The organism is Lactococcus formosensis (assembly GCF_037892375.1).
Lineage (GTDB): Bacteria > Bacillota > Bacilli > Lactobacillales > Streptococcaceae > Lactococcus > Lactococcus formosensis.
Window position 1 is genome coordinate 1,599,975 of sequence record NZ_CP141721.1, and the last position, 14,595, is coordinate 1,614,569.

Below are 14,595 nucleotides of genomic sequence, written 5' to 3' on the forward strand. Positions count from 1 at the left end.
TTTATACAAGATTAAAGTATAAGGAGTTCGATGACAACAGAGTTATGCGCTACTTTTTTTTAATTCAGCCAAATAGACTAGAGATTCAGAAGGGAGGGTTTCAAAAATTTCAGATAAAAAACCAGAAAAATTTTATGTATTTGTCGTATTTATAATCTCACTTTGTTTGGTTATGTTGCTTGTGCTGATTAATTTAATCTTGCTTTTCACACCCTATCAAGCACTACGACGAATACTTGGTATAATGACGGTTGTGTCTTTTATTGTATATTCTATAGTTTCTTATATCCTACAGAAAACAGATGTTTCTCAAAGAGAAAGTGCAAATACAAATAATAGATGTCTCAAAAAAGTAGATTCAGAAATTAAAATTAACGTTGATTCTATCTGTGGAAAAATACTTTGGATCATTATAACTGTCGCGATGTCACTTTTATACTTAGGATTTACTTTTTATATGTCATAGAAGTATCAGACTTGTGGATTTATGTTATAATCCAAGCAGGGAATCTCACAGCTTACATCCAAACTAATATGATAAATTTTTTGTGCTACAGTAAAAGTGAGAAAGGAAGTATTCTGATGACTGATAATGAAATAAAAAAAGTGAGAACCAGCTCTAAAATCGGAGGTGTTTTATCCGTATTATGTATGTTTTTAATGCTGAGTCTGGCCTTTAGTGGCAACCTTCAAGGAGCGGGGTTCTTTCTAGCAATTGAGGCTATCTGTGTCTTTGTAACCATAAGATCCAGTTATATATTTTATAAAAAAGCCTATAGTGATGATACAACTACATTTAAAGTGCCTAAGATTTATAGGTGTGGAAAAACAATTAACCCCAATCATCCTAGGGGTCTTCAGACTTGGAAAGGTATTTTTGGATTTATTATTATTGGTTTTTTTCTAGAAATTATATTATTTATGATGGTATAGATGTATTAAAAAATGACAGAGAATAAAATTTAAAAAAGGGAATCGGCTTTACGATTTCCTTTTTTCTATTTTAAGAAAATAGCATTTTCAGTAATGAAGCTTACTCTATAGAGTACTCAATGTGCTGATGCCTGATATTATTTTGAAAATCATAAGAAAAACATTACAATAATATTATATAGATGTTATTATCGTTGCTTAATGATAACAAAATACTTGAAGGGGTAAAGCAGATGACTTATAATCGGTCAGCACAGCACAGCACAGCACAGCACAGCACAGCACAGCACAGCACAGCACAGCACAGCACAGCACAGCACAGCACAGCACAGCACAGCACAGCACAGCACCAGCGGTAGACATCCGCCTATTTTTACTTGCACCCAAACGCTCAGGACCCTTGGAGCGTTTTTTGGCATTTACAATAATCAATAGAAATGAGGAAAACCTATGACACCAGATAAAAAACGGAAACTGCGGAATATCGCTATCCTATCTCTGCTCGGCTTAATCGGAGGTACTTTCGCCTTCACAGCCTTTAACCAACAAGCCATTAACGACCGGGAAAATGAAGTCCAAGTCAATGTCGGAGGCCGTATCCATGACTACTATAACCGTGACACAGAAAACAAGGATGTCTTCGTGGAAAACTATGGCGAGCGTCCCATCATGGCACGTATCCGCCTGTCGGAGTATTTAGAAACCCAACGAACAGGAGCTTCAAACCCTACACCACTGGTTGATGGTACAGAAAGAGAAAACTTAGACACGTGGACCACTTACATTCCAAGCGCAAGTAACATCAGAACGCGTACAGGATCGGGTGCTGCCTTTAACCGATACTCCAACCTAAGATTTGGCCGTGCAGGAGAAGCGCCATGGTATCTCCCAACCTTTAACCATAACAACTTAGACCTCAGTACTGCTGCAGCAGGGGATGCCCGTGACCTGGCAGATGGTTCAGATGACGTGACCCATCCCGGAGATGGAACAGATGGCTATTGGGAAGAAGGTGTGACTTATACCAATGGCTCAGGACCAACGAACACTGTTTGGCATGGTGGTACAGATGGAGCGACACGTGAAACAGCTCAAAACTTGCAAGAGCAACATGCGCCAATAACAATGACCGAGTGGTTCAACTTACCCAATAATCAAAAAATTGGTAACTTCTGGGTAATGGATCAAGAAACAGGCTGGGCTTACTGGGCGTCAATGCTAGAGCCAGAAGAAGCAACCTCTTATCTCCTAGATGCAGCTGAGATGACCTCTGCTATCGAAGATACAGTCTTCAATGGAACTTATTATTACGGTATTCATGTGGACAGTCAGCTCATCAGTCCGGATAACAGTGAGGAGTTTACCAATGATGGGGAAAACCACGACTCTAACCTCGATTATTTCCTTGAAGGGGTGCAGAATAATGCCGTCGATGATGACTTTGGTAATCCCGCTTATGATGAAAACAGTGCACCATCAGAATTTACTTTCCACCTTATGAATCCTGGCCGTATCTTTACGATGGCAAATGAACAGTACCGTTATCTTGAAGATATGGGTAACGGTAACCACTTAATTATCCGTAATGATTCTATCCGTAGTCGTTCTTGGAATCAGCTTGATGAAACATTGAGTACTTGGTACGGCGAGCTTGATTCTGCAGTCCAAGCTATGGTTCAGCCTGTGGCAAATGAATTTACGACCGGAGAAGTTGCGGATGGAGATGTTACCTTTACAGAGGGTACAAGATGGATGCCAAACAACTTAGAGGGAGATGTTGCGTCAGATATTACTCAAATTGTTTCGGGAGGGACACGTCGTGCCTTTGCTCTATCTCTTGCGGATGTTGCACGTTTATCTGGTGAAGGCTTAGGCTTCCCTAATCATGCGCAACGCGGTAGCTCTGGCGCTCTTCTAGGCTGGTGGTGGCTACGTACTCGTGCGCCTGGCACGCATGCTTGGAATGTGAATACCTTTGGCCACTTGACTGGCAATGCTGCTCGCACGCTTAGCAATACCCATGGAGGAGTCCGTCCTGCCTTAATCCTTCATCAATAATCCTAGCGCGTAAGCGCTTGGGCCAGGAGCGAAGCGACACCGCCCTTAGGTGGCTTGTCCGCCGCGTTTTTCCTTAGTAAGGGCGCGGTAGCGCCCCGCACGGAAAAGATTTGCCCAATGGACTTATGGCATAAAAAGATGATCTAGGGAACAGACTATAAAACGTACTCCTGCGCCTGGCACGAATGCTTGGAATGTGAATACCAATGGCAACTTGAATGGCAATAATGATCGCACGAATAGCAATACCAATGGAGGAGTCCGTCCTGACTTGAGACAGGATATGAAAGACAGATTTGTCACTTGAACTCCTGATTCTATTGCCTTAAGGCGATGGACGGTGTAAGTAAGTGATGCTCCAATCTAGAGAAACTTGAAGAGGAGAAAACAAGTCCAGCATATCTTTGGCCTGATATAACGTGAAGTACTGCTTACGTTATCCGTGCCATATTTTAAGGGAGTCTGTGTACGTGTAGTACGATATGACACTATCCTCATTGTGCCTGAAGGCACTAATGAGGAACGCCAATCCTTATATAGATTGGCTGAGTATCTCATTAGTTGAGAGTCAAAATCCCTTGTGATCGTTCAGAAAACTGAGCACACAGAAAATGCGTGATGACGGAAAGTTGTTGGCATGAGCAGTACATACGACCATTTGTCCTTCAAAACGGTCAGGAGCGGACCTTTGCGTTTTTCAGTAAACGCGCACACGCTGTAAAAAATGAGACGTCTCTCGAATAGAGAGGCTGTCTTTTTTTGAGAAAAGGAAACAGAGAAATAGATGAAAAATATCGCAAAACCAAAAGGATTTGAGCTGGCTGCGCAAGCCAAACTACTCTTAAGAGAAGTGCTCAAGCTAACGTCCAAAGGACCTAAAAAATACCGCTTTTCCCTCTTTCAAAAGATGGAAACTCTTGCTCTAGATATACTGCAAGACATCTACGAAGCCAATAACTCTTATGTGGCAGGCTCAGATGCGGGGAGGATTCTCACTCAACGGATAAACTTGCATGTAGATGCTCTCGCTAAAGTCAATATCTTAGGGACATTGGCAGATGTGGCTGTCGAGTATGGTGGGATTTCTAAGGGAGAGTTTGCCAATCTGACCAAACTCATCTCAAGTGTAGGACGTATGTTAGGGGCTTGGCACAAGTCCGACCGTCTACGTTATGAAGACTTTATTCAAGAAAAAGAGGTAACACATGTCTGATCTAAACCAAAAAGCAAAACTTATCTTAGAAGGTATCATTGAGGCCAGAAGTTTTCAAAATGTAGAAAACCTCGCTCGCTTTTTACACGGTTCAAAATCAAAGAAAATTATCCAACACCAACTCAATCTTAGCGCTTCTTACGGGCGCTTGCTCTCTGAGGATATAAGCTATAAGGAGACTTTGAATTTAATACAGCAACTTATAAAGGCTGACTTAATATATGAAAATCATTTTTCCAATTTGACTGTACTCTCTGTTTCCAAAACAGGATTGGATTTTCTGTATGGCTTAAAGCCCTATATCAAGATTAAAGAAGGCTCAGAAGAAAAAGTTAAAAAAGACAGTAACCTCATGTTAGAGCTACGCAATTATCGTACTTTTAAAGCAAAAGAACTTGATAGGCCACCTTATATGATTTTTGATAATAAGGTGCTGAGTCAGCTGGACAGTATAAGGCCCAAAACAAAGGAAGCATTTCTAAAGATTAACGGTATTGGTCCCAGCAAATGGGAAGCTTTTGGGCAAGATATTTTAGATATGATTATTAGAGAGGGGACTTATGCAGGAGCGGGACTGGATACAGGAGTTTGAGGTCTTCGACCTTTTTGACTTTAACAACTATCAAGCAGATGCCCAAGTGGTTTTCAAAGCTTTAGCCGAATGTGACCGTGCGCTTTCTTTGAGTCTCTTGATTGCTCTTCTTCAAGGACGAAAGACAGCGACCATATTGACTTTTGACTTACAGCGCAACAGTAGTTTTGGCTCGCTGGCTAAGCTGAACAAGATGGAGATAAAAAACCTCATCTATCTGCTTATGAATCGAGGGTTACTCAAAATGCGCCGTCTATCGGGTGGTCGTTTTGCTTTTGGTCTATCAGGTGATGGCTTAGCGCACTTGCTCAACCCTAAGCCGCTCTTGGCACAACCGCCCGAGTTCAGTCGGGCAGATATATTACGATTTGAGCAGGAGCTTACCCTCTTTGAACAGCTTCGTGTCTGGCGTAGCCATGCGACCAGACGATTAAGGGAGCGCTATCTGGGACTACAAGTTTTTGAGGTTGCTACTAATTTTATCCTCAAGCGTATTGCTCATGAGCGTCCGCACACCATGGAGGATTTAGGCGACTATGGGCTATCTGAGGAAGTCTTGAAAAATTATGGTAAAGAAATTTTGGAGCTTATCCATGAAGCGGATTGATTATGATGAGATATGTAGGTTAGAGTACCTCTATGATGCTTTTCATGATAATGTCAAAGGCAAGCGGCATAAGTCTGTGGTAAATCAGTTTGAATATGAGCTGGCGGATAATCTACAAGAGATGTATGACGCGCTTAAAAATAGAACTTATCAGCATCAGCCTTATTATAGCTTTGAAGTCCACGAACCCAAGCGCAGGGAAATTTTTGCAGCGCAATACTCGGATAGAGTAGTGAACCGCTGGATTACTGATCATGCCGTTTTTCCTGTTTTATCACGTCATTATATTTATGACAATGCAGCTTGTCAAATAGACAAAGGGGTCCATTTTGGGCGTGGACGGCTCAAATATCATTTCTATAAGTTTTACAAAGCTTCAGGAAATAAAGGGTATGTCCTCAAATGCGACATTGCCCAGTTTTTCCCCTCGATCAATCAAGTGCTTTTAAAAGAAAAACTAGCAAGAGAACCTTTTGATAGTACAACTTTAGCTCTGCTCTATAATATGATTGACTCCTTTGATAATCTGGGTGGAAGAGGATTGCCTCTCGGAAATTATTCTAGCCAACATTTTGCCCTTTATTATTTGTCCTTTTTAGACCGTTTTATCAAAGAAAGTCTAGGCTTTAAGCACTATGTCCGCTACATGGATGACTTTCTTATCCTTCATGAGGATAAGATGAAGCTGAGTGAAGCCCTTGAGCAGATAAGAACTTTTCTCGCTGAAGAACTCGATTTGTCATTAAATGGTAAAACCAGCATTGTCGCTATGCGTGAGGGTGTTGAGTATCTAGGCTATCGATTTTATCTGACTGTGACAGGAAAACTTGTGCAAAAGCTGAAACCTCAAGCTAAAGTTCGCTTGAAAAAACATATTAAAAAACGCAAACGAGATTTTTATAACGGCACGATTGATTTTGAAAAACTAGAGAATATCTTAGCTTCACATGAGGGACACTTGAAGTCAGGACAAACTTATCATTTTGAGAAAAAGCTTTTTGGAGAAGAAGTATTTGAAACCCTTTATGAAATAAGCGACCAGAGTAGGACTTCTGAATAAAAAATATAGCACTACAGAATAAATATTATTTCTGTTAAAATAGACAAATATGAGACTAGATCACTACCTGTTCCTCAATGGATGGAAGGACAAGAAAGAACGCAAACGCTTGATACGGACCAGAAAGATTATAATTGATGGAGAAGTAGAGTATAACCTAAGTCGCAATGTCGATCCTCAGATGCATGAAGTTATTGTCAATCAGCAACAGCTCACAACATTTGGACATCATTATTTTATGATGAATAAGCCAGCTGGTGTACTTTCAGCCAATAAAGACGAGCACCTGCCCACTTATCGTGACCTTGTGGAAGAAAAGAATGCTGCACTCTATCCTGTGGGACGGCTTGACTTTTTAACGACAGGATTATTATTCATCACGGACAATGGGCCGCTGGGCATCGATATGCTTAAGCCACAGCAACATGTTTCTAAAACATATTTCGTAGAGACATGGGAAGCACTTGAAGAAAGTGATAGAGCTGCCTTTGCGGCAGGCCTTGAATTTATCGGAGGCGTACGTACGCAGCCAGCGCAACTCGAAATTTTAGATGCGCATCATGCTAAGGTTACTATCCAAGAAGGCAAGTATCATCAGGTCAAGAAGATGTTCTTAGCTTTAGGTAAAAAAGTTGAGCAACTGCAACGTGTAAGTTTCGGACCGCTGGTCTTAGATGAAGGCTTGCAACCAGGCGCTTATCGCCCTCTCACCCAGCAAGAAATCTTGAGTCTGAAGACTTATATGAGAAAGTAAGATTCTTTGACAGTCTGATAGGGCAAGTGTTATAATCATTATCACTTAGAGCCGATGAAGAAAGGAAGTGTCACTATGCCTATTTATGATTTTACAGTGAAGGGAAAACAAGGAGATGATATCTCTTTATCCGACTATAAAGGAAAAGTGCTACTTGTAGTGAATACTGCGACCAGATGTGGTTTTACTCCACAGTATGATGGGCTCCAAAAACTTTATGATGAATATAAAGAGTTAGGGTTTGAAATTCTCGATTTTCCTTGTAATCAATTTAAAGAGCAAGCGCCTGGCACAGCTGATGAAATCGATCAGTTTTGTACATTGAACTATGGAACAACTTTCCCACGCTTTCAAAAGATTGATGTTAATGGCGCGGATGAAAGCCCGCTCTATACATGGTTAAAAGAAGAAAAAGGAAGCCCGCTTGGAAAAAAAATTAAGTGGAATTTCACGAAGTTCTTGATTAACGCTCAGGGAGAAGTTGTCGCACGTTATGCTCCAGCAACAGAACCTGAAAAAATTGCCAAAGATATTAAAAAAGAGCTTGAAAAAGTAGAAAAGTAGGAGCATATGCCTCCTGTTTTTTCTTTTGGTATCATCATAAAGAAGCTCATATTTATAGCTGGTTTATGCTATAATTGAGTCATGAATATTCTGCTCGAAATCCAAACGAAATTAAGAGAACTTTCCCCTAACGAGTCCAAAGTTGGGAAGTATGTTCTCGCTTTTCCTGAGGCTGTTATCAACCTAAGCACCCAAGACATTGCTAAAAATAGTCAAGTTTCACCAGCTACAGTTATTCGCTTTGTCAAATCCATCGGACTTGAAGGTGTTCCCCAACTTAAGCAGCAACTTTCTGTCTGGAAGGCAAGTTCCCAATCAGATACAGATTTTCAAGAATTACGTCCTAATGAAGAGATTGATTCGATAAAATCGAAATTAAAAACGCGTATTAATCATATGACGGAGCTTGTTAATGGGCATTTAAACAATGAGAGGCTTGCCAAAACAGTTGATCTGATTGGTGAAGCAGATTTAATCTTTATTTTCGGGATTGGGGCCTCTTTTCTTGTGGCTCAAGACCTGGCTCAAAAATTGAACCGTATTGGCAAAATCAGTATTTGTGCGGACAATACACACACGATGGCTGTCAATTTAACCAATAATAGTCAAAAGAAACTCTTTATCGCTGTCAGTGACCGAGGGGAATCCCGTGAAGTTTTAGCTATGCTTGATTTGGCTCAAGCTGAAAAGATTGAAACCATTGCGATTACCGGTATCGAAAACTCAAGTCTTGCTAAACGTGCCGAATATCCGCTTATATCCCTATCAGGTGAGAATTTTGAGTTTAGGCATGCGGCTACGGTTTCAATGCTGGCACAATTGTATCTCATCGATTTGCTCTTTTATGCCTATGTCAGCAAAAACTTTGATGATGCACGCGAATCAGTGATTCGTTCTTTAGATATCGTTCGTCATCTGGAAAAAAATTATTGATGTGAAGTTATACATAAAAACAGTAAAAATCTTGGCGTTTTCGTTGTGAAGCGCGATTTTTACTGTTTTCTTTACCTTAAAGTTTTTTATGTTAAAATAGAAGAATGATTTTACTACAAGGGAATGGGATAGCACGCACTTTTGGTGGCGATGTTTTATTCGAAAATATAAATTTTAATCTTCAGGACCACTCACGCATGGCTTTAGTCGGACGCAATGGTGCGGGGAAATCGACTTTATTGAAGATTATTGCAGGCGTTGAAGAACCTTCAGCAGGATCGATTTCTAAGGTCAAGGACTTGCATTTAAACTATTTGGCTCAAGATACAGGACTTTCTTCAGAGTTAACCATTTTTGAAGAAATGTTGACAGTCTTTGAAAAACTCCGTCAAACAGAGCGACAATTGCGCCAGATGGAATTACAGATGTCGGAGTTAACGGGTGATGACTTAGAGAGTTTGATGCACCGTTACGATGCTTTGTCTGAAGAATTCCGTCAAGCCAACGGTTTTACCTATGAAGCAGAGATCAAGTCGGTACTTAATGGTTTTCGTTTCGATGAGAAGATGTGGGACCGTGCTATTTCTTCCTTATCTGGTGGACAAAAGACAAGGTTGGCTTTGGCAAAAATGCTTTTGGAAAAGCCTGATTTGTTGATTTTGGATGAGCCAACCAACCATTTGGACATTGAAACATTGGCATGGTTAGAAACTTACTTGAAAAACTATTCAGGAAGTCTTTTGATTGTCAGTCACGACCGTTACTTCTTAGATAAAGTTGTGACAGAGACCTTGGAGATTTCACGAGGCAAGCTGACACGCTTTGCAGGAAATTACAGTAAATATATTGAACTTAAAGCAGAGATGCTAGCCACTGAACAAAAGAACTATGATAAGCAACAAAAAGAAATTGAAAAATTAGAAGATTTCGTTGCTCGAAATATGGTTCGTGCCTCCACAACAAAACGCGCCCAATCACGACAGAAGAAGTTGGAAAAGATGGAACGTATTGAAGCACCGACCGGAAGTGAAGCGGCTGCACATATGACCTTTTCCCCAGCTAAAAAGTCGGGCAACATCGTTCTTACAGTTGAAGATGCAGCAGTGGGATACGATAAAGTCCTCGCTGAACCTATCAATATCGATACACGCAAACATGATGCCATTGCTATTGTTGGACCAAACGGGATCGGGAAAACAACATTGATTAAGTCAATTATTGGTCAAATTCCTCTTCTTAAGGGTCAGGTGAAGCTGGGAGCGAATGTCGACTTAGGATACTATGATCAAGAACAAGGGGCGCTGACACCTTCTAACAGTGTTCTTGACGAGATTTGGAATGAGCATCGTCTCTTACCAGAAGTAGAAATACGTAATCTTTTAGGGGCTTTCCTTTTCAGCGGGGAAGATGTGAAAAAGACTGTTTCGATGTTATCGGGAGGAGAAAAAGCACGTCTTCTTTTGGCGAAGCTCGCTATGCAACATGATAATTTTCTTGTATTGGATGAACCTACCAACCACTTGGATATCGACAGCCGCGAGGTTTTGGAGAATAGCTTGATCGACTTCGATGGTACTTTACTCTTTGTCAGTCATGACCGTTACTTTATCAACCGTGTTGCGACCAAAGTCCTCGAAATATCACCTCAAGGAAGTAAACTTTACCTGGGCGATTACGACTACTATTTAGAGAAAAAACGCCAAGAAGAAGAGACACAGCAAGAAGTTGTTTTGGAAGAACAACCAGAAAGTTCGGGCCAGATGGACTATGCGCAACAAAAAGAAGCACAGAAAATCCGTCGCAAGTTAGAACGTGAAGTCAATGCTGCGGAAGAAAAACTTGCTGAACTAGAACAACAAAGCGAAGAAATTTCCCAAGCTATGTTAGACATAACAGATGACTTTGTTAAACTAGGTAAACTCCAAGCAGCACTCGACGAACTGGATGAACAAAAAGAAGAAACAGAGATGAACTTACTGGAAGCAATGGAAAGCTTAGAAAGTTTATGATTGCAAACTTACAGTAAATCTGTTAGACTATATAACAAGAAACCTTTAAATTAGCACGAGAGGCTAGCAAGGAAACCGTATAATTGTCTACTTATATAGTATTTAGGTGTATTCTAAATATTATTGGCATATTTTTTTACGCACTTGCAGCTTTCTGCAAGTGTTTTTTTGTGCAAAACAGCGTGCTATTGATATTAACTTAAAGGACTAGAAAGAGGATAACATGTCATTATCAAAAACTATCGCTTCTGATTTACTCGAAATAAAAGCTGTAAGCCTATCGCCGAGTGCACCATTCACATGGGCAAGTGGGATTCAATCTCCTATTTACACAGACAACCGTGTGACCTTGGCTTATCCTGAAGTACGTACTCGTATTGAGCAGGCTTTTGCGGATTTGGTCAAGGCAGAGTTTCCTGAGGTCGAAGTGATTGCAGGTACAGCAACAGCAGGTATTCCTCATGGTGCAATTATTGCTGACTATCTTCAATTGCCTTTTGCCTATATCCGTAGTAAACCAAAAGACCACGGTGCAGGAAACCAAATCGAAGGACGCGTCTCTAAAGGGCAAAAAATGGTATTGGTTGAGGACCTTATCTCAACGGGAGGTTCAGTACTAGAAGCAGTGGCTGCTGCACAACGTGAAGGGATTGAAGTTCTCGGTGTGATTGCCATCTTTACTTACCAGCTAGAAAAAGCAGCGATAAAGTTTGAAGAAGCACAAGTGCCGTTGCACACATTAACAAATTATTCTGAACTTATCCAAATCGCTCAGGAAACAGGCTATGTAACAGAAGCTGAACTTGAAATGCTTAAAAAATTCAAAGATAATCAAGAAACATGGAATAAATAACATAATAAACATTATGTAAAATATAAAAAGGGGAACAGATGATACTCATAAAAAACGGCCGTGTAATCGATCCTGAGTCCGGTTTTGATCAAGTTGCTGATGTGCTAGTTAAAGATAAGAAGATTATTCGTATTGCCCAAGATTTGGAAGAAGAAGATGCAGATGTTATTGATGCCAGCAACATGATTGTTGCTCCAGGTCTCATCGATATTCATGTGCATTTTCGTGAACCAGGTCAAACGCATAAAGAGACGATACACACGGGTGCTTTGTCTGCAGCGCGTGGTGGCTTTACGACAGTAGTAATGATGGCAAATACTAAACCGATTTTATCGAGTCCTGAAGTACTTGTAGAGACACTGAAACTTGCAGATGAAGAGAAAATTCATATTAAGTCCATTGCCTCCATTACCAAAGATTTTGACGGGAAACATTTGACGGATTTTGATGCTTTGTTGAAGGCTGGTGCAGTTGGCTTTTCGGATGATGGTATTCCACTGAGTGATTCAGGAGTTTTACATGACGCTTTGAAGAAAGCCAAGGAAACGGACAGCCTGCTCTCTATTCATGAGGAAGATCCCAACTTAGTGGATACGCTTGGAATCAATGAAGGCGAAGTGGCACACCAATGTGGTCTAACAGGAGCGACAAAGGTGGCTGAGTACAGTATGATTGCACGCGATGCAATGTTGGCTTTGGATACTCAAGCGCGTTTACATATTCAACATTTGTCTGCAGGTGAAAGTGTAGACGTAGTTCGTTTTGCGCAAAAGATGGGCGCAAAAGTCAGTGCTGAAGTTACACCACAACATTTTTCACTGACAGAGCAAGCTGTTCTAGAGATTGGTACAAATGCCAAGCTCAATCCTCCACTGCGTCAGACAAAAGATATTGCGAAAATTTTGGAAGGCTTGAAAGACAATACTATTAGTGTCATTGCGACTGATCATGCGCCACATACACATGAAGAAAAAAATGTTGCTTTGGCTGAAGCACCGAGCGGCATGATTGGTTTGGAAACTTCTTTGCAACTGGGTCTTACACATTTGGTTACTCCTGGGCATCTTGAACTGGGTCAACTGTTGGAGAAAATGACTATTAATCCAGCTAAATTATACGGTTTCGATGCAGGATATTTAGCGGAAGGTGGCCCGGCTGACATTACGATTTTTGATGCTCATAATACTTATAAAGTGGATGAAAACTTTGATTCCAAAGCAAGCAACTCACCATTTATCGACCAAGAACTTGTGGGACAAGTCAAATATACGCTTTGTTCAGGAGAAATTGTTTACCGCCCATAAAAATCTTGCAAGAGCTTACATAAATTGTTAAAATGATTTTAATGTTTAATAAATTTTATTCTAAGCAATAGGAGAAATCACATATGAAAATCAGTAAAACAATTAATGCTCCTGTCGAGTTTGTCTACAATCAGATTCTGGATTCATCACTTTATGATATCGAAAAAAATACAGGTCGTAGACCTGATATCAAGTCTCTCAATGGCTTTGAATACTCAAAAACTTTTGGCAAAAATCAACATGGAACCATCACGATTGATGAGGTAGTGAAAGCCAATAAGTACGCTTTTACCACTAAAACAGTTCGCAATACTTTTAATACACGTTGGAGTTTTCTTCCTGTTGATGATAAGAAAACAGAGATAACCATTGAAGAAAGTCGTACTTCAAGCGGAATGATTCAAAAATTGAATGATATGTTTGTCGGAACGCTTCTGGGACACTGGAAAAAACGTCAGATGGTTGCTATTTTGAATCACATTGAACAAGTTTATAGTGGTGGGAAGTGAGCAGATGGAAAAGAAACAACAAGCCCTTTTAGATCTCGCAACTTATGCTTTTAATAAGCCAAGAAGCAAGGCACGAGAAGAAGCATTTGATAAACTTTTAAGTTTCTCAAAACCTTACAGTTACTGGGAAAATGATGAGTTATCCTCTATGATTATCGATACCTCTTTTCGGGTCTACTGGAAGGATGCAAAGCTCAAGATGTCGGGGATTGGTTATGTTGCCTCTTATCCAGAATTTAGAGGAAACGGCAGCATTCGTAAACTCATGACCGATATTTTAGAAGACAACTATGAAGCTGGAACGGCCTTAAGCTATCTGGCACCCTTTTCTTATCAGTTTTATGGTCAATTTGGTTATCATTACGCTTTTGACCAAAAAGCTTATACGATACCTGCACAAGAGTTTCCCAAAGGTAAAAAAACAGCTGGGCAAGTGCAGCGCCGTACTGTAAATGAAGAGCTTTTTGAAGATATGGCTGAGGTCCATGAGCAAGTTTATAACCAAGGTTCACTGGTCCGTCCGCAACATGTTTGGGAATACTACTTCAAATATAAAGCACAGCCCTTCTTTGCGACTTATGAGGAAAACGGTAAAATTTTAGGCTACTTAATTTATGAGTTTTCGGATACGGCCTTTGTGATTCGTGAATGTATTACGTTGAGTCAAACAGCTCAAGATGCACTTTATCGTTTTGTATCAAGTCATGCAGCAAGTTTTAAAGTTATCAAGTGGACAGCACCATCAAATGTATATCTTGAACATGATCTGGCTGAACCGTCTCGTATACAGCTACAGCTGCAACCGTATATGCAAGCACGTATTGTCAATCTGCAGGCCTTTTTGAAAGTGAACGGTCAACCTGAATTTACTGCACGCATTGTTGATGATATTTTGCCTCAAAATAATATCTGTGTTGGCCCCGAAGCAGAAGAACCAGAAGAAATGACCATTGGTGAATTTACTGCACGCGTGTTACGGGAGAGTGGCGCAATCCTCCGCGAATATTTTTAAAAGAACCATAAAAAAACACCAAATCTTATGAAAAATGTTAAGGTTTGGTTTTTTTATTAATTAAAACTAAAAAAACAGACTATTTTTGTTTCTAAATTTGTAACATGTTTCAGAAATCGACTTAATAATTAAAGATTTTATTAGTTTCCAGAAGACAAAAGCGGTAAAAATAAGGGTTTTATTAAAAAATATTT

15 protein-coding genes are annotated in these 14,595 nt (G+C 40.2%); all 15 read left to right on the forward strand.

Annotated elements, in window-relative coordinates; genetic code table 11:
- Window positions 1–582 precede the first annotated feature (582 nt).
- The 15 genes from VNN39_RS07770 to VNN39_RS07840 all read left to right on the forward strand — a co-directional run bounded on the left by VNN39_RS07770 (window position 583) and on the right by VNN39_RS07840 (window position 14,401).
- Entirely contained in the window at window positions 583–933 is a 351-nt protein-coding gene (locus VNN39_RS07770) for a hypothetical protein (RefSeq protein WP_338997325.1), read from the forward strand.
- Window positions 934–1,166: 233 nt separating this feature from the next.
- Window positions 1,167–1,292: an adenine methyltransferase gene (locus VNN39_RS07775; protein ID WP_165716378.1), complete on the forward strand. Its 126-nt coding sequence runs from the start codon at window positions 1,167–1,169 to the stop codon at window positions 1,290–1,292.
- A gap of 91 nt (window positions 1,293–1,383) precedes the next feature.
- On the forward strand, window positions 1,384–2,991 hold the full coding sequence (locus tag VNN39_RS07780; RefSeq protein ID WP_338997326.1) for a DUF6273 domain-containing protein: 1,608 nt from the start codon (window positions 1,384–1,386) through the stop codon (window positions 2,989–2,991).
- A 784-nt stretch (window positions 2,992–3,775) separates the two neighbouring features.
- Window positions 3,776–4,204: a four helix bundle protein gene (locus VNN39_RS07785; protein ID WP_017369276.1), complete on the forward strand. Its 429-nt coding sequence runs from the start codon at window positions 3,776–3,778 to the stop codon at window positions 4,202–4,204.
- Entirely contained in the window at window positions 4,197–4,796 is a 600-nt protein-coding gene (locus tag VNN39_RS07790) for an HRDC domain-containing protein (protein ID WP_165712743.1), read from the forward strand. The genes VNN39_RS07785 and VNN39_RS07790 overlap by 8 nt, the downstream gene beginning before the upstream one ends.
- The gene (locus tag VNN39_RS07795) at window positions 4,765–5,403 is read left to right on the forward strand and encodes an RQC domain-containing protein (protein WP_338997327.1); all 639 of its coding nucleotides are present in this window, start codon (window positions 4,765–4,767) and stop codon (window positions 5,401–5,403) included. Before VNN39_RS07790 ends, VNN39_RS07795 begins: the two co-directional genes overlap by 32 nt.
- A complete protein-coding gene (locus tag VNN39_RS07800; protein ID WP_338997328.1) occupies window positions 5,363–6,463 on the forward strand; it encodes an RNA-directed DNA polymerase in 1,101 nt (366 codons plus the stop codon). The genes VNN39_RS07795 and VNN39_RS07800 overlap by 41 nt, the downstream gene beginning before the upstream one ends.
- Before the next feature lie 49 nt (window positions 6,464–6,512).
- Window positions 6,513–7,217: a 16S rRNA pseudouridine(516) synthase gene (locus tag VNN39_RS07805; RefSeq protein WP_338997329.1), complete on the forward strand. Its 705-nt coding sequence runs from the start codon at window positions 6,513–6,515 to the stop codon at window positions 7,215–7,217.
- A gap of 75 nt (window positions 7,218–7,292) precedes the next feature.
- On the forward strand, window positions 7,293–7,781 hold the full coding sequence (locus tag VNN39_RS07810; protein WP_017369281.1) for a glutathione peroxidase: 489 nt from the start codon (window positions 7,293–7,295) through the stop codon (window positions 7,779–7,781).
- 81 nt (window positions 7,782–7,862) lie between these two features.
- Window positions 7,863–8,714, forward strand: coding sequence for a MurR/RpiR family transcriptional regulator (locus VNN39_RS07815; protein ID WP_017369282.1), 852 nt, complete (start codon window positions 7,863–7,865; stop codon window positions 8,712–8,714).
- A 104-nt stretch (window positions 8,715–8,818) separates the two neighbouring features.
- Window positions 8,819–10,723 carry a ribosomal protection-like ABC-F family protein gene (abc-f, locus tag VNN39_RS07820; RefSeq protein WP_339007014.1) on the forward strand — a complete coding sequence of 635 codons (1,905 nt, stop codon included), beginning with the start codon at window positions 8,819–8,821 and terminating at the stop codon, window positions 10,721–10,723.
- A gap of 223 nt (window positions 10,724–10,946) precedes the next feature.
- On the forward strand, window positions 10,947–11,576 hold the full coding sequence (gene pyrE / locus VNN39_RS07825; RefSeq protein WP_213496238.1) for an orotate phosphoribosyltransferase: 630 nt from the start codon (window positions 10,947–10,949) through the stop codon (window positions 11,574–11,576).
- Between the two features lie 38 nt (window positions 11,577–11,614).
- A complete protein-coding gene (locus tag VNN39_RS07830; protein ID WP_213496240.1) occupies window positions 11,615–12,880 on the forward strand; it encodes a dihydroorotase in 1,266 nt (421 codons plus the stop codon).
- An 83-nt stretch (window positions 12,881–12,963) separates the two neighbouring features.
- Window positions 12,964–13,389, forward strand: coding sequence for a DUF3284 domain-containing protein (locus VNN39_RS07835; protein WP_165714036.1), 426 nt, complete (start codon window positions 12,964–12,966; stop codon window positions 13,387–13,389).
- Window positions 13,390–13,393: 4 nt separating this feature from the next.
- A complete protein-coding gene (locus tag VNN39_RS07840) occupies window positions 13,394–14,401 on the forward strand; it encodes a GNAT family N-acetyltransferase (RefSeq protein WP_338997331.1) in 1,008 nt (335 codons plus the stop codon).
- Window positions 14,402–14,595 lie beyond the last annotated feature (194 nt).